Origin of the sequence: Chryseobacterium arthrosphaerae, from assembly GCF_001684965.1 — a bacterium.
GTDB lineage: Bacteria > Bacteroidota > Bacteroidia > Flavobacteriales > Weeksellaceae > Chryseobacterium > Chryseobacterium arthrosphaerae.
The window spans coordinates 2,620,538-2,641,194 of sequence record NZ_MAYG01000001.1; the positions used below are offsets into that span (position 1 = coordinate 2,620,538).

Genomic DNA, 20,657 nt, shown 5'->3' on the forward strand with positions numbered 1-20,657 from the left:
CAGCATCAAATCAAGAAAGAATTATTATGGAAAATAATCAGGAACTTACTGATCTTCTGGCCCTGGACCTGGGAGTGAGTATTACCAACCGGAGACCTTATGCAAAAGAGGTATTCAAATGGCAGGACATGGATCTCCTTCCCCATTCTTCCACAGATACCCTGCTTTGTGAGATTTTTGAGTGGAACGGACGAAACTGGAGAACTACAGGAAACAATCTTATCGGGTATCTTTTTTCCGACGGTGCTTTAAATACCGTAAAGGAACAACTGATCAATACTCCAAAACATCCTGCCCTGATCCCTGATTTTGAATTTACCCGGGAAAGTATGATCGAATACGGTCTGTCTCTTCCTTCTTTATTCAACATCGGAGTAAACGGGGATATTAAAAATGCAAAAAGTTTTTCCGTAAGGGTAAACAATGTAACCAAATCGAGAATAACAAATATTGATTCTCCCGGAATTGAAATTCTGAAAAATTATTCTCTTTTTACCCAATCAAAATCTAAGACGTACAGAAAGAATATTAAGTTTAATTATCTGAGCACCTCATTATTCTATGCCGAAAGTGTGGAAATTTTCCTGGAAAAAGATGCTGCCTCCGGATTAGACCTCAGCTTTCAGACCCAAGATGTAGAAGTGGATACCAAAATCGATACTGATACCCGGAAACATTTTATTTTAAAATACTCTGGAAATCAAGCTCCTTTTGCAGCAAAATTCACAAAAGGAAAGGATTTCAACATTATGTGATATTTTTTATTATTTTAGGTTCACTAAACCAAATAAAAATAAGTATCATGAGAAAATTAACGAAAAAAGATCTGAAAAACATTAATGGGGGAAGTCTAAGGTTCCCGGATGCTAATGGAAACTGCCCGGCAGGCTGGTATCTGTGCCCTACTAATATCTGTGTAGATGATAATGGCGGACAAGACCCTATTCATGAGGGACACCGTCATTACACCGCATGCTTTGGGAACGGTTAATCACAAAAAAAGAGGTTGTCTGTAAAATACGACAACCTCCTTTTCTTTTTTATAATGAAATCATCAGTTGATACAAACCAAATACTCTGTAATGCATCTTTCGTATCTGATTCTGTAGTTTGATGCTTATTATTTATTCAACAGGATGGCAGCTTCTTTTGCAAAATAGGTGAAAATCATGTCTGCACCAGCTCTTTTGAAGCAAGTCAAACTTTCAATGATCGTCTTGTCATTATCCAGCCAGCCATTCTGGGCAGCAGCTTTTACCATGGCATATTCTCCACTTACGTTGTATACAGCAATCGGAAGATCAATCGCTTCACGCACTTTGGAAACAATATCCAGGTAAGGAAGTCCCGGTTTGATCATGATCACATCTGCTCCTTCATCAATATCCTTAAATACTTCATTCAATGCTTCACGGGTATTGTGGAAGTCCATCTGGTATGTTTTTTTATCTTTCGGAATTTCCATATCATCTTTCGGAGCACTGTCTAAAGCGCTTCTGAAAGGCCCATAGAAAGAACTTGCATATTTAGCTGCATAGCTTACAATCCCTACATCTGTGAATCCGCTTTGTTCCAGCGCTTCACGGATCACCTGTACCCTGCCATCCATCATATCACTCGGTGCCACAAGGTCTGCTCCTGCTTCTGCATGAGAAACTGACATTCTTGCCAAAGCATCATTGGTGGCGTCATTTAAAACTTTTCCGTTTTCAATGATTCCGTCGTGGCCATAGATCGAATAAGGATCTAAAGCTACATCCGGCATGATGACCATTCCCGGCACGGCATCTTTGATAGCCTTTATCGTATTCTGCATCAATCCGTCCTTGTTCCATGCTTCTTTTCCTGTATTGTCTTTCAGATGTTCTGACACTTTCATGTACAAATTGACAGCTTTTACACCCAAAGAAAATAATTCCTTACATTCTTTCACTGTTAAATCTATACTCCGCCTAAAAATTCCCGGCATAGACGGGATTGCCTCCTGCTTGTTTTCGCCCTCCATTACGAAGATCGGCATTACAAAATCATCAGTTGTAAGCACATTTTCTCTTACCAGACTTCTGATAGATTCATTAACTCTAAGTCTTCTATTTCTTGAATGTATCATTTTGGAATACTTTTTGAATAAGTTTCTACAAATTTAATATAAGTTCTATAAAAAACTATTGTATGAGATTATAGAATTTGTTACATTTGTTATATATATTCGAGAAATTATAAATTTGATGAAAAAACTTTTACTTTTAATTTTATTTGTAGGCACTTTTGTTGGATTTTCCAACAATTTAAAAGCTCAGCTTAGAGAGCCGAGTTCCACCACCCAGAAAGCGGATGATGGAGTGTTGCTTGCCTATCCGAATCCTGCAAAGGATTACCTTATCATTAAGGCAAAAGATTCTTCTTTAAGAATCAAAAGCGTGACCTTCTATTCTATTTTGGGTATGCAGGTTGCTAATTATACAGTGAATATGAACTCCGGTGAGATCAATATTGAAAAACTGAAGCCCGGAAAATATATGATCCGTTATATTTTAAGCGACAATACGCAGAAAGTTACCCAGATCGTAAAACAATAAATTAAAATCCTGATAATCATCAGGATTTTTTCTTTTCCCTTCATCTCTTTTAATATTTCCGTAACTTTAAGGACTTTTTCTACTAATTGTAAAAAAATAACTTAATGCTAAGAGCTGAACATATTAAAAAGACCTATAATGCCGGAAAAAAGGTCGCACTGGATGATTTCAGCATCCATGTTCCCAAAGGCAGTATTTATGGCCTTTTAGGACCCAACGGAGCCGGAAAGACTTCTTTCATCCGGATCATCAACCAAATTACCCAGGCTGATTCAGGGAATATCTTCATCAACGGAGAAAAACTGAATCCCAACCACATCAAAGATATTGGCTATATGCCCGAAGAAAGAGGGCTCTATAAAAATATGAGCGTAGGAGATCAGATCCTTTACTTCGGAGAATTGAAAGGAATGAGCAAAAATGATGCACTGAATGAAGCCAAAAAATGGTTTGATAAACTGAATATTGACCAGTGGTGGAAGAAAAAACTGTCTGAACTTTCTAAAGGAATGGCCCAAAAGATCCAGTTTGTGGTAACCGTACTTCACAGACCTCACCTTTTAATTCTCGATGAGCCATTCTCCGGTTTTGATCCTGTAAACGCCAACTTAATCAAAGATCAGATCATTGATCTTAAAAATAACGGTACTACGATCATTCTTTCTACCCACAGAATGGAAAGTGTGGAAGAGATGTGTGACTATGTTGCTCTGATCAATAATTCCAAGAAGATCATTGACGGTAGGGTCTTTGATGTAAGAGAAAAATTCAAGAAAAATATTTTCGGGGTTACGCTTTCTGATGTCAGACATGATCAGTTGGAAAATTTTAAGGGTAAATATGAAATCTTTAATTTTTCTCATGAGAACAGCCTTGTTTCTTTCGATCTGAAAAATGAAGCTGACCAGAATAACATTCTTCTTGATCTCGTACATGTAGGAAAAGTAAGATCATTCGATGAAAGAATTCCTAGTATGAATGAGGTGTTTATTAATGCTGTAAGTAACCATTCTTAATTTATGAAAAATATTTTTTTAATTACAAAGAGAGAATTTCTTACGCAGGTGAAGAAAAAATCTTTCATCATACTGACTTTACTGGCTCCTGTTATGATCATTGCCTTCGGTGCTGTGATCGGATTAATGTTCAAAGCCAATGAGTCACACAGTATCATAGAAGTGGTTGATAAAAGCGGGCTTTTCACGAACCAGCTGAAATCCAATGACAAGCTGAACTATGTATTTGTTTCTGCTGCTGATGAAAAATCAAAGATCAATAATTTAAAGGGCAATGAATCCCTGGATGGTATCCTGATCCTGCCTGAACTGAAAAACCAGGATTTTGATGCGCTTGAAAAGGATACAAGACTGGTCATCAATACTAAAATAGGTTTTGATACCAAGCAAAGAATCGTTTCTGACATCAGTGATGTTGTGAAAAAAGAAAAGATCAAGCAATTAGGAATTCAGGAAGCACAGCTGAATGATCTTGATAAAAGCTTCAGCCTGAAAACCATTAATGTCAGCAACAATAACAAAGAAGATTCCGATCTTTCTTTCGGGGTAAAATCAGGCCTTAGTATGGTGCTGATGTATGTAACATTCATGTTTATTATTATTTACGGGGTAAGAGTGATGCGAAGTGTTCTTGAGGAAAAGAACAACCGTGTTGTGGAAATTATCATTTCTTCCGTAAAGCCTTTTGAACTGATGATGGGAAAAATCTTAGGAGTTACTTTTGTTGCGCTTACTCAGTTTGTGATCTGGATCACCATGTCTGTCATCGGGGCATTGGTTCTGAATACAGGTTTCTCTCCGCTTCAGAAAGGTATTCCCGGAGGAAATGACGAGATTGCCAGTAAACTGGATATGGGTCAGCTTGCTACTCAGATCTCCCATAGCCTTCTTGAGCTTAATTTCCCATTGATCATCTTTGTATTTATCGTCTTCTTTCTTTTGGGATATATTTTCTACAGTTCGGTGTATGCAGCCATCGGTTCTGCAGTGGACAATGAAACTGAAACACAGCAGTTCACTTTGTTTGCTATTTTACCGCTAACATTAGGAATGTACGGAAGCTTTACCTTAATGAACAATCCGGATGGCCCGTTAGGCTTCTGGTTATCTATCATACCGTTCACATCTCCTGTTGCCATGATCGCTAGGATTCCGTTTGGTGTACCTGCATGGCAGATTGCATTATCTATTGTATTATTGCTGGGAACAACGATTTTTATGATCTTCCTTGCCGGAAAAATCTATCGTGTAGGTATTCTGATGTATGGCAATAAAGCGACCCTGAAAGAGCTTTGGAAATGGATCAGAGGATAATCTGAAAAAGCTTCAATACAAATAAAAAAGAGCAGATCTGCCATGATGTGGACCTGCTCTTTTTGTTTTCAATATAAGAAGATTCGAATGTTTTACTGAAAGGAGCTAAGAAGTGCTGTTTTTTTACTCAAGATGCCATATGCCTATATCATTAATCTAAAAACAGCATAAAGTTAACCCTACCTTTTCGTTTTAATAAAAAACAAAAATCCCGGAAAAAATTCCGGGACTTTTATATTCTGAATACAAAATTCTAATTGAATATGTAGCTTAAGGTAACGGCTAACACCTGTTCTGATTTTTTCTTATCACTTCCCTTAAGTTCTTTTTTAAGGCCAGGATAAGTATCGCCAAGACCCAGGTCATATTTAAGGGCAACCTCAAGTTGTCTCTTATAACTGTACCCGATTCCTAGTCCCAGTCCCCAGTTAAAGCTTTTCGCTTTCCCGTTCACACCTGAAGGCTGTGAAGGATCTGTAACGTCCGGATCATAATAAGGTCTGGCAAGAGGTGCGTTCTTAACGTCCTGGCTTAGCAGGAAGTTAAATCTCGGACCAATCAATCCAAAGAATTCCGATTCAGCTTCTGAAAAGTATCCTTTGAAATAAAGAGGTACACTCAGATAGTTATTGGCATATACTGCGTCATAACCATCTCTACCTTTAGCATCTTTATCTTTCCCGGTTTCTCCTGCACCGTAATACAGGACTTCAGGCTGTATAAAGAACTGATTTGCCTTCCCTAAGGGGATTAATGCCAGAGCTCCAGCTTGAAAAGTGTATCTCGGGCCTGAGGGATTGTGGGCATTGGCTACTCTTGAGTAGTTTAAACCTCCCGTAACACCAAATCTTGTACTTCCCCATTGCACCTGGGCAAAGGATAAAGCAGACAGGGTTAAAGCTGAGGCTAATAAAAGTTTTTTCATATGGTTTGGTTTTATATTATCCTAGAACTTTAGCTACAGTAGCACCGATGTCAGCAGGAGAATCAACAACGTTGATACCGTTTTCTCTCATGATTTCCATTTTTGCCTGAGCTGTATCTTCTGCACCTCCTACGATAGCACCAGCGTGTCCCATTGTTCTTCCTTTCGGAGCTGTCTGTCCGGCGATGAATCCTACAACCGGCTTAGTAGATCCGCTTGCTTTGTACCATCTTGCAGCTTCAGCTTCTAATCCTCCACCGATTTCACCGATCATTACAACCGCTTCAGTTTCAGGATCGTTGATGAATAATTCCAGAGCTTCTCTTGTAGTAGTTCCGATGATTGGGTCACCACCGATACCGATTGCTGTAGAAATACCGAAACCTGCTCTTACAACCTGGTCAGCAGCTTCGTAAGTAAGGGTACCTGATTTTGAAACGATACCTACTTTACCTTTTTTGAAAACGAAACCTGGCATAATACCAATTTTAGCTTCTTCAGAAGTAATGATTCCAGGGCAGTTTGGTCCGATTAATCTGCAGTCTTTGTCAGCGATGTAAGATTTTACTTTTACCATATCAGCTACAGGAATACCTTCAGTAATACATACAATTACTTTGATCCCTGCTTCAGCAGCTTCCATGATCGCGTCTGCTGCGAATGCCGGTGGTACGAAAATGATACTCACGTTAGCTCCTGCTTTTTCAACAGCGTCAGCTACGGTGTTGAATACAGGCTTTCCTAAGTGCTCGCTACCTCCTTTTCCCGGAGTAACACCACCTACTACGTTTGTTCCGTATTCAATCATCTGACCAGCGTGGAAAGTTCCTTCGTTCCCTGTAAATCCTTGTACAATTACTTTAGAATCTTTGTTTACTAAAATTGACATTTTATTGTTGTTTTAATTTATTTATTATTTTATTAATGCTCACAAATTTACTCAAATTTCTTTGATTTTGGATAAAACCTTTGGAATTGTTTATTTGAGATTTCTCAGTTTTACTTCTTTTTTCAGGTAAGTCTTGAAATCTTCTGCAAACATCCCGATATAGGTTCCTTTTTCAAGATCTCTGTTGACTCCGGTTTTTCCCAGAAGTACAGATCCGCTTTCAATTTTATTGCCTGAAGCAATGCCCACCTGCCCCCATAATGTGACCTCATCGCCAATGATGCAGCATCCGGCAATTCCGACCTGAGAAGCGATCAGGCACTTTTTTCCGATGATGGTATCATGTCCGATCTGGATCTGATTATCCAAAACCGATCCTTCGCCAATCACTGTGGAATCTGTAACACCTCTGTCAATGGTACATCCGTTTCCTATTTCCACATTATTTCCGATTACCACATTTCCTACTGAAATCAAACGGTCAAAATTTCCGTTCAGTTTTCTGTAGTAGAATGCATCTCCACCCAAAACGGTATTGGACTGAATAACGACATTATCACCGATCTCGGTTCTGTCACCAATCACAACGTTAGGGAAAATTAAGGTATTTTTTCCGATTTTCACATTATTTCCAATGACTGCTGAGTGGTGAATTCTGGTTCCCTCTCCTATTTCCGCATCGTGAAGTTCTTCTGTGAAATTATAGATTCTTGTAAAATGAGTATTGATCCTGTTAAAGTCCCTGAACGGATCATCAGAAACCAGAAGTGCCTTGCCTTCCGGACAGTCTACTTCTTTATCGATCAAAATAATAGTGGCTGCAGAGTTTAGTGCTTTATCGTAGTATTTCGGGTGATTTACAAAAACAATATCACCTGGTTTCACCATATGAATTTCATTGGTTCCCAATACTTCAAAGTCTTCCGGACCGACAAACTGTGAGCCTATCAGATCTGCAATGGTTTTAAGCTTTTGCGGAGAATGGAATCTCATAACAATAGATTTTCTTATAAAACAAAATTCGGACTGCTGATGCAAACCGAATTTATGTAGATTGTATTTATTCTTTTACTCTTTCTAAGTAGCTTCCGTCTTCAGTGCTTACTTTAATTCTGTCTCCCGGCTCGATGAACAAAGGAACCATTACTCTAGCTCCTGTTTCAACGATGGCGTTTTTAAGAGCGTTGGTTGCAGTGTTTCCTTTCACACCCGGATCAGCTTCGATCACATCCAGATATACAGACTGAGGAAGTTCGGCAGAAAGTGGAGTTTCATCAGCTTCTTTAAGGATAATGGTTACTTCTTCACCTGCTTTCATAAACTGAGCATTTTCGATCATCTCTTTGTTGATGTATAACTGAGAGAAGTCTTCATTGTTCATGAAGTGGAATCCGTTCTCATCATCATAAAGATACTGGAACTTTCTTGTGATTACTTTTACTTCATCAATTTTATGCCCTGCAGAGAAAGTATTATCAATTACTTTACCGTTAGTTACTGACTTTAATTTTGTTCTTACGAAAGCAGGTCCTTTTCCTGGTTTTACATGAAGGAACTCGATTACTTTATAAATATCATTGCTATACTCAATGCACAGCCCTTTTTTGATATCGTTACTTGTTGCCATTAATTTATTTATATTACTTTTTAATTCTATTTGTTCAGAATCATATTCAGATAGGATTCCATAAGATCACGGGAAGCTGATGTATTCAGTTTTACCTTCCCAAATTCGTTTACAAAAACATTTTCACCGGATTTAAAATAATCTGTTTCTTTTTTAAAACCGTTGTTTTTAATAAAGAGGGTATTCAGGCTTTGACTGATACTCAGATTTATATTCTTTCCGGAAAATGATTCTGTCTGATTATTCTGCTTTTGATCCAAACCTGATAATTCCAGTTTTTTACGATCACGGTTCAAGTTCAGTTTACCTTCCACCTGTCCGGAAACATAGCCGGAAGAAAGAAACAGGCCCATGAATATCAAAAGCGTTTTTTTCATATTATTCTTTTCCGGTTCCGTATCCTTTTACGATACCTCTTGGAGAGTTTTGAATAAACTGTAGAATTTCATCTCTTTCAGCCGTTGGCAGCATTTCTTTTTCAATATGGGAAATAGCCTGGGAAACGTTCATCTTCATCTGGAAAATTGCCCTGTAGATTTTCTGGATTTCGAAGATCTTTTCATTTGTAAATCCTCTTCTTCTCAAACCCACAGAATTGATCCCCGCATAAGACATAGGCTCTCTTGCTACTTTTACATAAGGCGGAATATCTTTTCTTACCAGAGTACCTCCGGAAATCATTACATGTTTTCCGATTTTACCAAATTGGTGAACCGCTGATAAACCTCCCATTACTGTATAATCTCCAATTTCCACATGTCCTGCAATACCACACCCGTTTACGATGATAACGTGATCTCCAATAACGCAATCATGTGCAATATGCGAAGTTGCCATAATAAGACAGTTGGCTCCTATTTTAGTATAGCCTAAAGCTTTTGTCCCTCTGTTTACTGTGACACACTCTCTGATGGTTGTATCATCACCTATAATTACCTGGGTATCTTCACCATCAAATTTCAGATCCTGAGGAATTGCAGAGATGACAGTCCCGGGAAAAATCCTACAATTTTTACCTATTCTTGCCCCATCCATAATGGTTACATTAGGACCAATCCATGTTCCTTCTCCTATTTCTACATCCCCTGCAATGGTAGTGAAAGGTTCTACGATTACATTTTTGCTGATTTTCGCACGTTTATCTACGGCTGCTAATTGATGAATCATTTAATCAACTTTATTTTTTGCAACTTGAGCCATAAGCTCTGCTTCTACTGCCACTGTATCTCCTACATATCCATACCCCTGCATATGAACAATTCCTCTTCTGATAGGCTCTATCAATTCAATTTTGAAAATAAGTGTATCTCCAGGAATTACTTTTCTCTTGAATTTCACTTTATCAATTTTGATGAAATAAGTAGAATAGTTTTCAGGATCCGGAACGCTGGCCAGTACCAGAATTCCTCCTGTCTGTGCCAATGCTTCTACCTGCAGTACTCCAGGCATTACGGGTTCTTTAGGGAAGTGTCCAACAAAGAACGGTTCATTCATCGTCACATTTTTCAGACCTACTACGTGTGAATCTGAAAGCTCAAGAACTTTATCGATCAATAAGAACGGAGGTCTGTGAGGCATCAGCTTCATAATTCCGTTGATATCGAATACCGGCTCCTTAGTCAGGTCAAAATCCGGAACGTTTTTCTTTTTCTGCAATTTCCACTGTCGGTTTAGTTTTTTCGCAAACTGGGTATTCACATAGTGTCCCGGTTTGTTGGCAATAACTTTACCTTTTATTTTTACTCCTGCCAGAGCAAGGTCACCGATTACATCAAGTAACTTGTGTCTTGCCGCTTCGTTAGGGTAGTTTAAGTTAAGATTATCAAGAATACCGTTTGGTCTGATGGATACATTGTCTTTTCCAAAGGCTTTCTTTAATTTTTCGGTTGTTTCAGGAGTAAGATCTTTATCTACATATACAATCGCATTGGAAATATCTCCACCTTTGATCAGGCCGTGATCCAAAAGCATTTCCAATTCGTGCAGGAAGCTGAATGTTCTTGCTGAAGAGATTTCGTCTTTAAATTCTGAAATATTTTTAAGAGTGGCATTCTGGGTTCCTAAAACTTTAGTCCCGAAATCTACCATGGTTGTTACTTCGTAAGTATCTGAAGGAATGATGGTGATTTCCGAACCTGTAGCCGGATCACTGTATGTAAGAACTTCTTTTACCACAAGATATTCTCTTGCTACACTTTGTTCTGCTACTCCAACACTTTCGATTGCTTCCACAAAGTATTTTGAAGATCCATCCAAAATCGGAGGCTCAGAAGCATCCATTTCCATCACTGCGTTATCAATATCACAACCTACTAAAGCTGCTAAAAGGTGCTCGCATGTGGTAATCTTTACCCCTAATTTTTCTAATGTAGTTCCTCTTTCCGTAGCTACCACATAATTTACATCTGCTTCTACCTGAGGATGTCCCTCCAGGTCTGTTCTTACAAATACAAAACCTGTATTTTCTTTAGCAGGTTTAATGGTAAGTTTTACTTCTTTACCAGTGTGAAGACCAATTCCAGAAAGAGTTACCTCTTGCTGAAGTGTTTTTTGCATATCACTCATTAGTATTATCTTTTGAGTTATTCTCAAGATTATTTATTCTGTTTACTATTCCAGGTAAGTTCCTGAAATGAACATAACTTCTCAAATAGTCATTGTAGCTGATTGCCGGTGAACCATACAATGTTTCTCTGTCATTGACGCTGGAATTCACACCGCTCTGAGCCTGAATTTTCACCTGATTTCCTATTTTGATATGTCCTACAACGCCTACCTGGCCTCCGATCTGGTTCCAGTCACCGATCGTGGTAGAACCGGCAATTCCCGCCTGGGCAGCAATCACGTTGTTCTGACCGATTTTCACGTTGTGGGCAATCTGAATCAGGTTATCGATTTTTGTTCCTTTTCCAATGACGGTAGAACCTATCGTAGCCCTGTCTATACTGCAGTTGGAACCAATTTCCACGTCATCTTCAATAATAACGTTTCCCAGCTGTGGAATCTTTTTGAATCCTTCAGCGGTTGGCTGAAATCCAAATCCGTCACCTCCTACTACCGTATTGGAGTGAATCACACAGTTGTCTCCAATGATACAGTAATCATAAATTCTGGCACCACTGTCTATTTTACAGTTTTTACCGATTTTTACGCCTTTTCCTATATACACATGCGGATAGATCTGTGAGCCTTCCCCGATTTTAGCTTTTTCGGAAACATAAGTGAATGCTCCGATATAGGCTTTATCGCCAATCACAGCGGTATCATGAATGGACGAGCCATCTTCAATACCTTCTTTTCTTCCTTTCATTTCCTGGTACAAGTTCATCAGAACCTGAAAAGAAAGGTAGGCATCCTTTACAACGATTAAGGTAGGGATATAATTATTTTTGTCCAGAAGTTTTTCCGAAACGATGATAACAGAGCACTTTGAGGTATCTAAAAAGTGAGAAAACCGATCTTGTGCGATAAAAGACAGATGTCCTGATTCCCCATTTTCAATTGGTGAAACCCCTGTAATAAGTGCATTCTCGTCACCTATTATTTTTCCGTCAATAAAACTTGCAATTTGCGAAGCTGTAAATTCCATATTCTGCAAAGATAAGAAATTCTATAATTTGCAAACATTTTTTGGATTCAGATCGTAAATTTTAATATTATTTAAGAGTCTATCCGGGAGATATCTCTTGGAAACATAAGAATATGACGGGTCGTTTTATTGATCATAAGCCCTGATAGAAGCTGATCTTCAGACTCATGAAGTTTCATTTTTTTACCGTTCTTCTGCAGCAGGTAAATCGGTTGCTTTTCGGTATCATAAGGCAAAAGCTTCCTTTTTATTTCATATACCAGTTCATGACCGTTATCAATTCCGAAAAATTTATTGGTATTTTCCACTTTCTCAGCAATAAGTTCCTCATGAAAAGGGTGTGAAGAAATGATAGTTTTGGGTAAATTTCTCTGGATCACACATCGGCACCAGTAGGACAATACAAAATCTTCCGAGTTCTGCCATTCTTTCATGGCCTGAATCACATCATTATCATCAAGTTTTGTGAATCTTTCTATATCTTCAGCGGTTGCGGCACTCTTGCCACGGTACAGAAAATATTTCAGATTATCTGTTGCCGGAAGTTCCACCCCCTGAGAGATCAGGTATTTTGCTCTTTCAAGAATCTTCACCAGAAGAAATTCTGCCAATGCTGATGTTTTATGATAATACACCTGCCAGTACATGAACATTCTGGCAGTAAGGAAATTTTCGATAGAATAAATCCCTTTTGCATCAATCACCAGTTCTCCTTCTTCGCAGACATTCATCATCGAAATAATTCTCTGGGTATTAATATTTCCTTCTGATACGCCGGTGAAAAAGCTGTCTCTTTTCAGGTAGTCCAGCCGGTCTACATCCAATTGAGAGGAAATCAGCTGATTGAAAAACTTCCTGTGGTATTTGCCCTGAAACATTTCAATAGCCATAGACAACTGCCCGTTAAATTCCTCATTCAGCTTATTCATCAGCAATAAAGATAATTTTTCGTGGTGCCAGTCATCCATCAGCATACTTTCCAAAGCATGGGAAAACGGACCATGACCAATATCATGCATCAGAATAGCCAGCATCGCCCCTTTTTCTTCTTCTTCAGAAATCTTTACCCCTTTCTGCTTCAATGTCTCCAAAGCGGTAAACATAAGATGCATTGCTCCCAAAGCGTGATGAAATCTTGTATGGGTAGCTCCCGGGAAAATCAGATTCAAAAGCCCGGTCTGCCCTATCCTTCTCAGTCTCTGAAAATAGGGATGCTCAATGATATCAAATAAAATTTCGTGGGGAATCCTGATAAATCCGTGAACGGGATCGTTGATGATTTTTAGCTTATTCTGCATTGAAACGTCAGTATTAGTAAACAAAGTTAGGCATTTTTAATTTGGGGCATGATTAAATTAGTATTAAAAGAAAGATGGAGGCATAGAGAAGGAAGCCGGAAGTTTTTATCGCATATGAGACAATATATATTTATTATGATCTATTACTTCCTGCTTCTGGCCTCAAAATCCCTTACCACCTGATATTCTTCAAAAAAACAATTGCAGCTCTGCCATTAAAAATCTATCTTTGAAAGAAACACGACAGCCTTTAATGATAAAGCATTTTCTTTTCATTCTGTTCTTTTTCAGTTTAAATTTTCCTGCACAGATTGTATCTGAAAATCAAAAACTTGAATCCCTCTGCCGGATCTGGGGATTTTTAAAATACTATCACCCCAATGTAGCCAAAGGAAATCTGAAATGGGATGATCAGCTCCTCAGGAAGATTGACGAACTTGAAAATATTGATAATAAGAAAGCCCTGAATGATTTATATTCTCAATGGATTGATAGCCTCGGAAAAATTGAACCCTGTACAGCCTGTTCAGAAAAAGACCATACAACCTATTTCTTAAAAAATTTTGACCTGAGCTGGATCGATAATTCTGACCTGCTCGATAAGAATATTTCAAAAAAGCTCCGTTATATTGAAAACAACAGAAATACGGGGGATCATTATTACTTCGGGACAGGCAATAAAAAAATATATTTCCGGCATGAAAAATCATATGGTGCAGGGTTTACTTCCAAAGCGGTGAGTTTGCTTGAACTCTTCAGATACTGGAATTATATAGAATATTTTTTTCCTTATAAATACCAGACCGATCAGAACTGGAATAATGTTCTTACCGAAATGATTCCCAAGATTCTCATAGCCGACCGTAATGAAAGCTATCATCTGGCATTGGCTGAACTGATCACAAAAACGGATGATTCGCATGCTTATCTGCATTCAAACCCTATCAGCCTTCATCTGTACGGGAGCAGAAAAGTGCCTGTGGAATATTCTTATGCAGAAGGGAAGCTCGTTGTCACAAAAATCAATGCTACCCGTTACAAAGAGAAAGGTCCGTTAATCGTTGGTGATGTTATTTACGATATAGAAGGAAAAACGATTCCGCAAATGGTTAACTATTTCGGACAATACATTCCTGCCTCCAATTCCTGGGGAAAAATATATAAAGTGAGGGATAAATTCCTTTTCAGCAGTAAGGATTCTCTTACTTTAAGAATCGAAAGAAATGGACAGAATATAACGGTAACGGCTAAAACCTACCCTGTAAAGGATATTATCCGTGAAAAAAACAGCATTCCTGATAAATGGAAGTTTCTGGATGCTCAGAAGGAAACCGGCTATGTTGATATGGGGGTTATAGAAAAAGAAGACCTGAATGAAATGTACAGGAATTTAAAATCTGCAAAATCCATTATCTTTGATATCAGGAATTATCCTAAGCAGACGATCCATCCTTTAAGCTTTCTTCTATTGCCAACAGCAGTTCCCTATTATCAGTTTACTTATCCGGAAACCCGTTATCCCGGTAAATATTATTCGGGGATCAATACTGTCGGAAGAAAAAATCGTGAATACTATAAAGGCAATGTCATCGTTTTAGTAAATGAAAGTACCCAAAGCCAGGCAGAGACTACAGTAATGATGTTTAAACAGCATCCCAAAGCTAAAATTATCGGGAGCAATACTTCAGGAGCCAACGGGGATGTAATTGCCTTTAAGATTGCAGATCTCAATACTCAGTTTTCCGGATTAGGGGCTTACTATCCTGACGGCAGAGAAACCCAGCGAATCGGAATTGTACCGGATATTATGATAAAACCCAGTATAGAAGGCATTAAAGCGGGAAAAGATGAAGTGCTTGAAAGGGCTTTGGAGTACATAAAAAATAATGAATAAATAAAACGGAAAGATGAAATATCCTATGGTATTTTCATTTAACTAATATTTAACTTTTAATATTTCGATTTTGTGAGATTTTAAAAGGATTTGGTCAACATTTTGATACAATAACCATGTAAAAAATAAATTATGTCAGAAAAGATATTATGGATCGATGATGAAATAGATTTACTTAAACCTCATATCGTATTTTTAGAAAAGAAAGGTTACCAGGTAACCCCGGTGAATAACGTGAACGAGGCTTTGGAACTTATGGATTCAGAGAAATTTGCTTTAACACTCATTGATGAAAATATGCCGGGTATTTCCGGACTGGAAGCTATTCCTATGATCAAGGAAAAAGATAATTCCCTGAAGATTGTAATGGTGACCAAAAGCGAAGAGGAACATATTATGGAAGAGGCTATCGGATCTCAGATTGCCGATTATATCCTTAAGCCTGTAAATCCTAATCAGATATTGCTTTCGTTAAAGAAAAATCTTCAGCAGGATAATCTTGTGGAGCAAAAGACAATATTACAATACCAGCAGGAGTTCAGAAACCTTTCTATGGAGCTGTCTTACCTGAGAACTTATCAGGAATGGGCAGAATACTATAAAAAGATCCTCAGCTGGGAGATTAAATTTGATAAAGTAGCTGATAATGAATTTGCCGATCTTTTACAGTCTCAGAAAGAAGAAGCCAACATTCAGTTTGCGAAGTTTATTGAAAAGAATTACGAAGACTGGCTGACAGATTCTGACAAGCCTATGATGAGCCACACGCTTTTCAAAGAAAAAATAAAGCCTGAGGTTGAAAAAGAGAAAGTCCTGTTATTAATGGTTGACAACCTTCGCTACGATCAGTGGAAAGTGATTGAACCTTTATTTACAAAATATTATAACAAGATATCTGAAGATTATTATTACAGTATCCTTCCTACCGCTACCCAATATGCAAGAAACTCTTTCTTTGCCGGGCTGATGCCGTCAGAGATTGAAAAACGTTTTCCTGATAAATGGTTTAATGACAATGAAGAAGGTAATAAAAATGAATTTGAGCGAGACTTCCTTGAGGATCAGATGAAGAGGATTGGTCTGGGATCAAAATCGATGAAATACCTGAAAGTACTGAACGCTGATTTTGAAAGAAAGATCTACGATGATTTCAATCAACATAAAAACAATGATCTTCTGGTGATTGTCTACAACTTCATCGATATTCTTTCTCATGCGAAGACAGACAATCATATTGTGGACCAGCTTATCCGTGATGATAAGACTTTCCGTTCACTGACATTCAACTGGTTTGAAAACTCTTCCCTTTTAAAGATCATCAAAGCAGCGGCTGAAAACGGTTACAAACTGGTCATCACCACAGACCACGGAACGGTATACGTTAAAAAACCAAGTAAAGTTGTAGGTGACAGGGAAACCTCCACCAACATCCGATACAAGACCGGTAAAAGCTTAACATATGACGACAGTGACGTATGGGCAATCACCAACCCGGAGAAACTGTTCCTTCCGAAAGGAAATTTAAGTTCCAAATATATTTTTGCGAAAAACAATATATTCCTGGCTTATCCTAAGAACTACAATCATTTTGTAAATTACTATAAAGAAACCTATCAGCACGGAGGAATTTCATTGGAAGAATGTATCATTCCTATCAGTGTATTAGAACCCAAGTAGTTTTTTTCATAGTTTATTTAATTTTGGGTTTAAGCGGGAAAAATCAATTGATTTTTCCCGCTTCTTTTTTTAGAGTCTGCAAGAGTTCATATCTTCGTAAAAAATACTTCATGTTTATTATTTCCCTTACCTATAAGGCTCCTCTTGAGAATGTGGAGGTCCATATTCCGGAACATTATTCTTTTCTTCAACAGTATTATGATGCCGGATTATTTATTGCATCGGGAAGAAAAGAGCCGAGGAACGGAGGGATTATTATCTGTAACGCTTCTTCCATAACTGAAGTAGAGCAGATCATTACGGAAGATCCTTTTCATATCCACCAGATCGCAGATTATGAGATCACGGAATTCTTTCCATCGAAATACAACGAAAATTTTAAATTCTTTATAAAAGACTCATGAGATTAATTACCTACAATGTCAACGGAATCCGGGCAGCATTTACCAAAGATTTTTTAGGCTGGCTGAAGACTGCAGATCCGGATATTATAGCCATTCAGGAGAGCAAAGCCGGAAATGACCAGATCGATATTGAAAGCCTTGAAAAACTGGGCTATCACAGTTATTGGCATTCCGCAGTAAGAAAAGGCTACAGTGGGGTCGGAATTGCCTCAAAAATAAAACCCAACCATGTAGAGTATGGCTGCGGTATTGAAAGCTATGATAATGAAGGCAGGATCATCCGCGCAGATTTTGATGGTTTTTCTGCCATTTCCGTGTATGTACCTTCTGCCTCCAATATTGAAAGACTGGATTTTAAAATGCAGTTCTGCCATGACTTCCTGGAATACATCAAAAATTTAAAAAAGGAAATTCCCAATCTGATTATTTCCGGTGATTTTAATATCTGCCATGAGGCTATTGATATTCATAATCCCGCAGGCTTAAAGAACGTTTCAGGCTTTCTTCCTATGGAAAGGGAATGGATGACCAGTTTCATCAATGAATGTGAGCTGATTGACAGTTTCAGGTTTTTCAATAATGAGCCGGATCATTATACCTGGTGGAGCTACAGACAGAATTCAAGGGAAAGAAACAAAGGCTGGAGACTAGATTACAACTTCACATCCTATAGCTTAAAGGATAAGCTTACCCGGGCGGTTATTTTAAAGGAAGCTGTGCATTCTGACCACTGCCCTGCTTTGCTGGAATTGGATGTATAATATATAAGGCAGAGTCCTAAAACAAAAAGCCAGCTGAATCAGCTGGCTTTTTTTAATTTAAATCATAAGATTAATCGACAATTTCATATTCAACCGGAATGGTACCATGACTGATATCTCCGATCTCATCGAACGCAGCTTTAGACATATCTAAAGATCTTGATGAATGGTAAGGTCCTCTGTCATTAATTCTCACTATCACTTCTTTACCATTTTTAAGGTTTGTTACCTTAACGTTTGTTCCGAATGGAAGCGTTCTGTTTGCTGCAGTAAACTTTGAGTTATCAAAGATTTCTCCGCTAGCTGTTTTTCTACCGTTAAATTTATCGTGGTAGTACGATGCATAACTTGTTTTTTTCGCATCTAAGGCATTTGCTGTAAACGAGTAAATACCTAAGGTTGAAATCATCATTATGATTACGAGAATGAATCTTTTCATCATTTTGAACTTTTATTGGTTTTGACAGGGCAAAAGTATCAGGAATCTTCACAAGTCCCTATTCGATATGTTAAAAACCGTTAATAAAAGTTTAAAAATATGTTAACGATCACTGCGAGCCCCTATAAACAGGGATTTACAGGCGCATTGTTAAAAAGTGTTAAAAAAACGCTATAAAAGTTAATATAATTAACTAATTCATGCATAATTTAAAAAACAGCAATCCGTAAAACGCTTATAATCAGAATTTTACAAAATACGAAAAGTTAAAATAAAGCCCGAAAATCAATCTTAAAAGTTTAAAAGTCTTAAATGACAGATCACTGAAAAAGTTTCTGACAGAACACGTTTGAAGTCATCCAACCGGATTTTAAAGATTGTTTTTAACATCCTTTTATTCTGTTAAAACTGATCAATGGATTTATTTTTTACAAACCTGATGTTGTTCATTCAAAAAATGCACCATTTTATTATTCTACTAACTTTAATATGTTACCCAAGTAGTTGGCATTCAATAGAGGTTCTGAAATTAAGTATAAAAAACAAATACAACTGCGCCGGTACAGCACACTCATAAGGTCCCTCCGGGCTTCTTATTTTGATTAAAATTCATTTGTAAGAAATATTACCCCTTAATGCTGTTTTATATTGAATAATCATTAATCTATTGATCCGGAAAACAAAGAACATCCCTCTTAAAAAACAAAAACCAATGATTGCTCATTGGTTTTTTTATGTAATTAAATAAAAATATTATTTTAAATATTCTAATATGTATTCATAAGTATCCTGAGGATAAACAACTGAAATATTCTGAGAACCTGTAACGGCTGCTCCGGTTGCAATATCATATGAATATAAATCTCTTGCGTAAACTACTTTATTACCATTACCTGTACCTACACCCGCTTTTTTGTAGATCGTAATACCATACATAGATGTAATACCGGTAGGTGGAGTGATTGTTACCGCAGTAGAACCTGCTGTAGTTGTAAACTGTCCTTTAACAGCATACACCTGAGTTCCGTCAACCAATGTATTGGTTGCCGTTCCTGCTGCAGCGTTGGTAACATTAAACTTAGGATCTATAGCTGCATTGAATGGCTTCCATGTACCTCCGTTAAGAGTTGATGTTTTGTTATCGTAGTAGTAGAAACCTGGCACTACAGAAACTCCGGCAGTACCGGTTGCGGCCGTACCTGTTGCAGTATTATAAACAATCATACCATCTAATAAGGTAGGAAAAGCAGTAGGCAATCCATTAACTGGAGCTGCTAAAGTTGTCATTGACACCAGATTGGTTCTTGGGAAAACCAAACCTTTACCGTTATTAGTACTACTATTCCATGTTGAAGAAGATGAAGCATCTAAGAAAGCTGTAGTAGAAGTAACAGCTCCATTGGCAGGTGTCAGGTTATTTCTTAGCTGTGCAGATAGGGAAACACTAGCAATAGCTAAAACTGTTGTAAATATATTTTTCATCATTTTTAAAGTGCGCTTTTAGTTATCCAAATTGTACCGTTTGAAATAATACAGGTACCATATCCTGGCTGTGCATTTGCTCCGTTACCTAAAGCTCCTGTATTCAGAGTAGCAGTTTCTGCATAGAAGCATAATTCACGTCCCTGCTCTGTAGCAGCAGCAGGAAGAGTTACAGTTCCTCCAGCTCCGGTATAGTGAATCATATAGTCACCAGGCTGAACCGAAAAATTAGCATTAGGCTCCACTCTGATGTTCGTATACTGAGCACCTTTCAGATTACTTGTTCCGTTGACAATAAATTGTCCTGTACCTGTAGTAAATGTCAGATTATTGTTAGACTGGTTAACAGTTCTAGGACCAGCCAGAACACCGTCGCCGGCATAAATGCTGGTATCCACTGAAGCACCACCACCTAGTGGCTTCCATGTAGTAGACGGAGAATCATAGTAGTAAAAACCTACCGCTGTAACATTGGCAGTTTTAGTACTTGCAGTACCGTCAATAGTGGTAACAAAAGCAAGCGCTCCGTTTTGTGCTGCAATATAAACAGCATCTTTAGCTGTAAGCTGAGCTCTTGTCAGACGAGGGACTAGTAAGGCATCAGGCTTAGAAGTATTGGTAGCATCTGCTACTACATCTAAAGTGGTGGCAGGTGTGGTTGTGTTAATCCCCACTCGCCCTTGCTGAGCCTTGGAAATTGCCGTGAAGCAAACCAGCATCGTTGCTGATAATAAAATTTTTTTCATAAGTTTTTAAAGATTAA

General features: G+C 38.0%; 22 protein-coding genes. 9 read left to right on the top strand and 13 right to left on the bottom strand.

Translation table 11 applies throughout. The annotated features are described in order from the left end of the window. Positions 1-26: 26 nt before the first annotated feature. The gene (locus BBI00_RS11735) at positions 27-755 is read left to right on the top strand and encodes a hypothetical protein (protein ID WP_065398939.1); all 729 of its coding nucleotides are present in this window, start codon (positions 27-29) and stop codon (positions 753-755) included. A 47-nt stretch (positions 756-802) separates the two neighbouring features. Beyond that, the gene (locus tag BBI00_RS11740) at positions 803-991 is read left to right on the top strand and encodes a bacteriocin (protein WP_065398940.1); all 189 of its coding nucleotides are present in this window, start codon (positions 803-805) and stop codon (positions 989-991) included. A gap of 129 nt (positions 992-1,120) precedes the next feature. Here BBI00_RS11740 and hemB read toward each other — a convergent pair whose 3' ends face one another. Then, positions 1,121-2,110 (bottom strand): porphobilinogen synthase, encoded by a 990-nt coding sequence (gene hemB, locus BBI00_RS11745; RefSeq protein ID WP_065398941.1) that lies wholly within the window; start codon positions 2,108-2,110, stop codon positions 1,121-1,123. 118 nt (positions 2,111-2,228) lie between these two features. Here hemB and BBI00_RS11750 point away from each other — a divergent pair, with 118 nt between their 5' ends. The 3 genes from BBI00_RS11750 (at position 2,229) to BBI00_RS11760 (ending at position 4,909) form a co-directional block, all read left to right on the top strand. Then, positions 2,229-2,579, top strand: a complete 351-nt coding sequence (locus tag BBI00_RS11750; protein WP_065398942.1) for a T9SS type A sorting domain-containing protein — start codon at positions 2,229-2,231, stop codon at positions 2,577-2,579. Between the two features lie 104 nt (positions 2,580-2,683). Next, entirely contained in the window at positions 2,684-3,595 is a 912-nt protein-coding gene (locus tag BBI00_RS11755) for an ABC transporter ATP-binding protein (RefSeq protein ID WP_065398943.1), read from the top strand. Between the two features lie 3 nt (positions 3,596-3,598). Next, positions 3,599-4,909, top strand: a complete 1,311-nt coding sequence (locus BBI00_RS11760; RefSeq protein WP_065398944.1) for an ABC transporter permease — start codon at positions 3,599-3,601, stop codon at positions 4,907-4,909. Positions 4,910-5,162: 253 nt separating this feature from the next. On the opposite strand, the gene BBI00_RS11765 is transcribed toward BBI00_RS11760, so the two are convergent. From BBI00_RS11765 to BBI00_RS11805, 9 genes are all read right to left on the bottom strand, one after another. Beyond that, positions 5,163-5,834 carry a porin family protein gene (locus BBI00_RS11765; protein WP_065398945.1) on the bottom strand — a complete coding sequence of 224 codons (672 nt, stop codon included), beginning with the start codon at positions 5,832-5,834 and terminating at the stop codon, positions 5,163-5,165. Between the two features lie 16 nt (positions 5,835-5,850). Continuing rightward, positions 5,851-6,723, bottom strand: a complete 873-nt coding sequence (sucD, locus tag BBI00_RS11770; protein ID WP_065398946.1) for a succinate--CoA ligase subunit alpha — start codon at positions 6,721-6,723, stop codon at positions 5,851-5,853. A 90-nt stretch (positions 6,724-6,813) separates the two neighbouring features. Beyond that, on the bottom strand, positions 6,814-7,716 hold the full coding sequence (locus BBI00_RS11775) for a UDP-3-O-(3-hydroxymyristoyl)glucosamine N-acyltransferase (protein ID WP_065398947.1): 903 nt from the start codon (positions 7,714-7,716) through the stop codon (positions 6,814-6,816). 67 nt (positions 7,717-7,783) lie between these two features. Beyond that, positions 7,784-8,350, bottom strand: a complete 567-nt coding sequence (gene efp, locus BBI00_RS11780; protein WP_065398948.1) for an elongation factor P — start codon at positions 8,348-8,350, stop codon at positions 7,784-7,786. A 26-nt stretch (positions 8,351-8,376) separates the two neighbouring features. Then, positions 8,377-8,727 carry a hypothetical protein gene (locus BBI00_RS11785; RefSeq protein WP_123902268.1) on the bottom strand — a complete coding sequence of 117 codons (351 nt, stop codon included), beginning with the start codon at positions 8,725-8,727 and terminating at the stop codon, positions 8,377-8,379. Between the two features lies 1 nt (position 8,728). Beyond that, on the bottom strand, positions 8,729-9,517 hold the full coding sequence (lpxA, locus tag BBI00_RS11790; RefSeq protein ID WP_047095900.1) for an acyl-ACP--UDP-N-acetylglucosamine O-acyltransferase: 789 nt from the start codon (positions 9,515-9,517) through the stop codon (positions 8,729-8,731). Further along, positions 9,518-10,915 carry a bifunctional UDP-3-O-[3-hydroxymyristoyl] N-acetylglucosamine deacetylase/3-hydroxyacyl-ACP dehydratase gene (locus BBI00_RS11795; RefSeq protein WP_065398950.1) on the bottom strand — a complete coding sequence of 466 codons (1,398 nt, stop codon included), beginning with the start codon at positions 10,913-10,915 and terminating at the stop codon, positions 9,518-9,520. Further along, complete coding sequence (gene lpxD / locus BBI00_RS11800) at positions 10,908-11,939, bottom strand: UDP-3-O-(3-hydroxymyristoyl)glucosamine N-acyltransferase (RefSeq protein WP_065398951.1); 1,032 nt, start codon at positions 11,937-11,939, stop codon at positions 10,908-10,910. Before lpxD ends, BBI00_RS11795 begins: the two co-directional genes overlap by 8 nt. Before the next feature lie 71 nt (positions 11,940-12,010). Continuing rightward, complete coding sequence (locus BBI00_RS11805; RefSeq protein WP_065398952.1) at positions 12,011-13,237, bottom strand: HD domain-containing protein; 1,227 nt, start codon at positions 13,235-13,237, stop codon at positions 12,011-12,013. A 229-nt stretch (positions 13,238-13,466) separates the two neighbouring features. Between BBI00_RS11805 and BBI00_RS11810 the strand changes: the two genes are divergently transcribed. The 4 genes from BBI00_RS11810 (at position 13,467) to BBI00_RS11825 (ending at position 17,973) form a co-directional block, all read left to right on the top strand. After that, positions 13,467-15,131, top strand: coding sequence for a S41 family peptidase (locus BBI00_RS11810; protein WP_123902269.1), 1,665 nt, complete (start codon positions 13,467-13,469; stop codon positions 15,129-15,131). Positions 15,132-15,263: 132 nt separating this feature from the next. Then, the gene (porX, locus tag BBI00_RS11815; RefSeq protein WP_065398954.1) at positions 15,264-16,808 is read left to right on the top strand and encodes a T9SS response regulator signal transducer PorX; all 1,545 of its coding nucleotides are present in this window, start codon (positions 15,264-15,266) and stop codon (positions 16,806-16,808) included. A 110-nt stretch (positions 16,809-16,918) separates the two neighbouring features. Continuing rightward, positions 16,919-17,212 carry a YciI family protein gene (locus BBI00_RS11820; protein ID WP_065398955.1) on the top strand — a complete coding sequence of 98 codons (294 nt, stop codon included), beginning with the start codon at positions 16,919-16,921 and terminating at the stop codon, positions 17,210-17,212. Next, on the top strand, positions 17,209-17,973 hold the full coding sequence (locus BBI00_RS11825; protein ID WP_065398956.1) for an exodeoxyribonuclease III: 765 nt from the start codon (positions 17,209-17,211) through the stop codon (positions 17,971-17,973). The genes BBI00_RS11820 and BBI00_RS11825 overlap by 4 nt, the downstream gene beginning before the upstream one ends. Positions 17,974-18,043: 70 nt before the next feature. Here the strand turns inward: BBI00_RS11825 and BBI00_RS11830 are convergent, their stop codons facing one another. The 3 genes from BBI00_RS11830 to BBI00_RS11840 form a co-directional block, all read right to left on the bottom strand. Further along, complete coding sequence (locus BBI00_RS11830) at positions 18,044-18,415, bottom strand: septal ring lytic transglycosylase RlpA family protein (protein ID WP_065398957.1); 372 nt, start codon at positions 18,413-18,415, stop codon at positions 18,044-18,046. A 750-nt stretch (positions 18,416-19,165) separates the two neighbouring features. Further along, positions 19,166-19,897 carry a hypothetical protein gene (locus tag BBI00_RS11835; RefSeq protein ID WP_083988483.1) on the bottom strand — a complete coding sequence of 244 codons (732 nt, stop codon included), beginning with the start codon at positions 19,895-19,897 and terminating at the stop codon, positions 19,166-19,168. Positions 19,898-19,899: 2 nt separating this feature from the next. Next, positions 19,900-20,640, bottom strand: coding sequence for a hypothetical protein (locus tag BBI00_RS11840; protein ID WP_065398958.1), 741 nt, complete (start codon positions 20,638-20,640; stop codon positions 19,900-19,902). Positions 20,641-20,657 lie beyond the last annotated feature (17 nt).

Bases quoted from the DNA above. Each gene is read 5' to 3' on its own strand.
- BBI00_RS11760 (WP_065398944.1), top strand. From the start codon at position 3,599: ATGAAAAATATTTTTTTAATTACAAAGAGAGAATTTCTTACGCAGGTG.
- BBI00_RS11835 (WP_083988483.1), bottom strand. From the start codon at position 19,897: ATGATGAAAAATATATTTACAACAGTTTTAGCTATTGCTAGTGTTTCC.
- lpxA (WP_047095900.1), bottom strand. From the start codon at position 9,517: ATGATTCATCAATTAGCAGCCGTAGATAAACGTGCGAAAATCAGCAAA.
- BBI00_RS11775 (WP_065398947.1), bottom strand. From the start codon at position 7,716: ATGAGATTCCATTCTCCGCAAAAGCTTAAAACCATTGCAGATCTGATA.
- BBI00_RS11740 (WP_065398940.1), top strand. From the start codon at position 803: ATGAGAAAATTAACGAAAAAAGATCTGAAAAACATTAATGGGGGAAGT.
- BBI00_RS11755 (WP_065398943.1), top strand. From the start codon at position 2,684: ATGCTAAGAGCTGAACATATTAAAAAGACCTATAATGCCGGAAAAAAG.
- BBI00_RS11820 (WP_065398955.1), top strand. From the start codon at position 16,919: ATGTTTATTATTTCCCTTACCTATAAGGCTCCTCTTGAGAATGTGGAG.
- BBI00_RS11825 (WP_065398956.1), top strand. From the start codon at position 17,209: ATGAGATTAATTACCTACAATGTCAACGGAATCCGGGCAGCATTTACC.
- BBI00_RS11785 (WP_123902268.1), bottom strand. From the start codon at position 8,727: ATGAAAAAAACGCTTTTGATATTCATGGGCCTGTTTCTTTCTTCCGGC.
- BBI00_RS11830 (WP_065398957.1), bottom strand. From the start codon at position 18,415: ATGATGAAAAGATTCATTCTCGTAATCATAATGATGATTTCAACCTTA.
- porX (WP_065398954.1), top strand. From the start codon at position 15,264: ATGTCAGAAAAGATATTATGGATCGATGATGAAATAGATTTACTTAAA.
- BBI00_RS11750 (WP_065398942.1), top strand. From the start codon at position 2,229: ATGAAAAAACTTTTACTTTTAATTTTATTTGTAGGCACTTTTGTTGGA.
- BBI00_RS11805 (WP_065398952.1), bottom strand. From the start codon at position 13,237: ATGCAGAATAAGCTAAAAATCATCAACGATCCCGTTCACGGATTTATC.
- hemB (WP_065398941.1), bottom strand. From the start codon at position 2,110: ATGATACATTCAAGAAATAGAAGACTTAGAGTTAATGAATCTATCAGA.
- BBI00_RS11765 (WP_065398945.1), bottom strand. From the start codon at position 5,834: ATGAAAAAACTTTTATTAGCCTCAGCTTTAACCCTGTCTGCTTTATCC.
- BBI00_RS11840 (WP_065398958.1), bottom strand. From the start codon at position 20,640: ATGAAAAAAATTTTATTATCAGCAACGATGCTGGTTTGCTTCACGGCA.
- sucD (WP_065398946.1), bottom strand. From the start codon at position 6,723: ATGTCAATTTTAGTAAACAAAGATTCTAAAGTAATTGTACAAGGATTT.
- BBI00_RS11735 (WP_065398939.1), top strand. From the start codon at position 27: ATGGAAAATAATCAGGAACTTACTGATCTTCTGGCCCTGGACCTGGGA.
- efp (WP_065398948.1), bottom strand. From the start codon at position 8,350: ATGGCAACAAGTAACGATATCAAAAAAGGGCTGTGCATTGAGTATAGC.
- lpxD (WP_065398951.1), bottom strand. From the start codon at position 11,939: ATGGAATTTACAGCTTCGCAAATTGCAAGTTTTATTGACGGAAAAATA.
- BBI00_RS11795 (WP_065398950.1), bottom strand. From the start codon at position 10,915: ATGAGTGATATGCAAAAAACACTTCAGCAAGAGGTAACTCTTTCTGGA.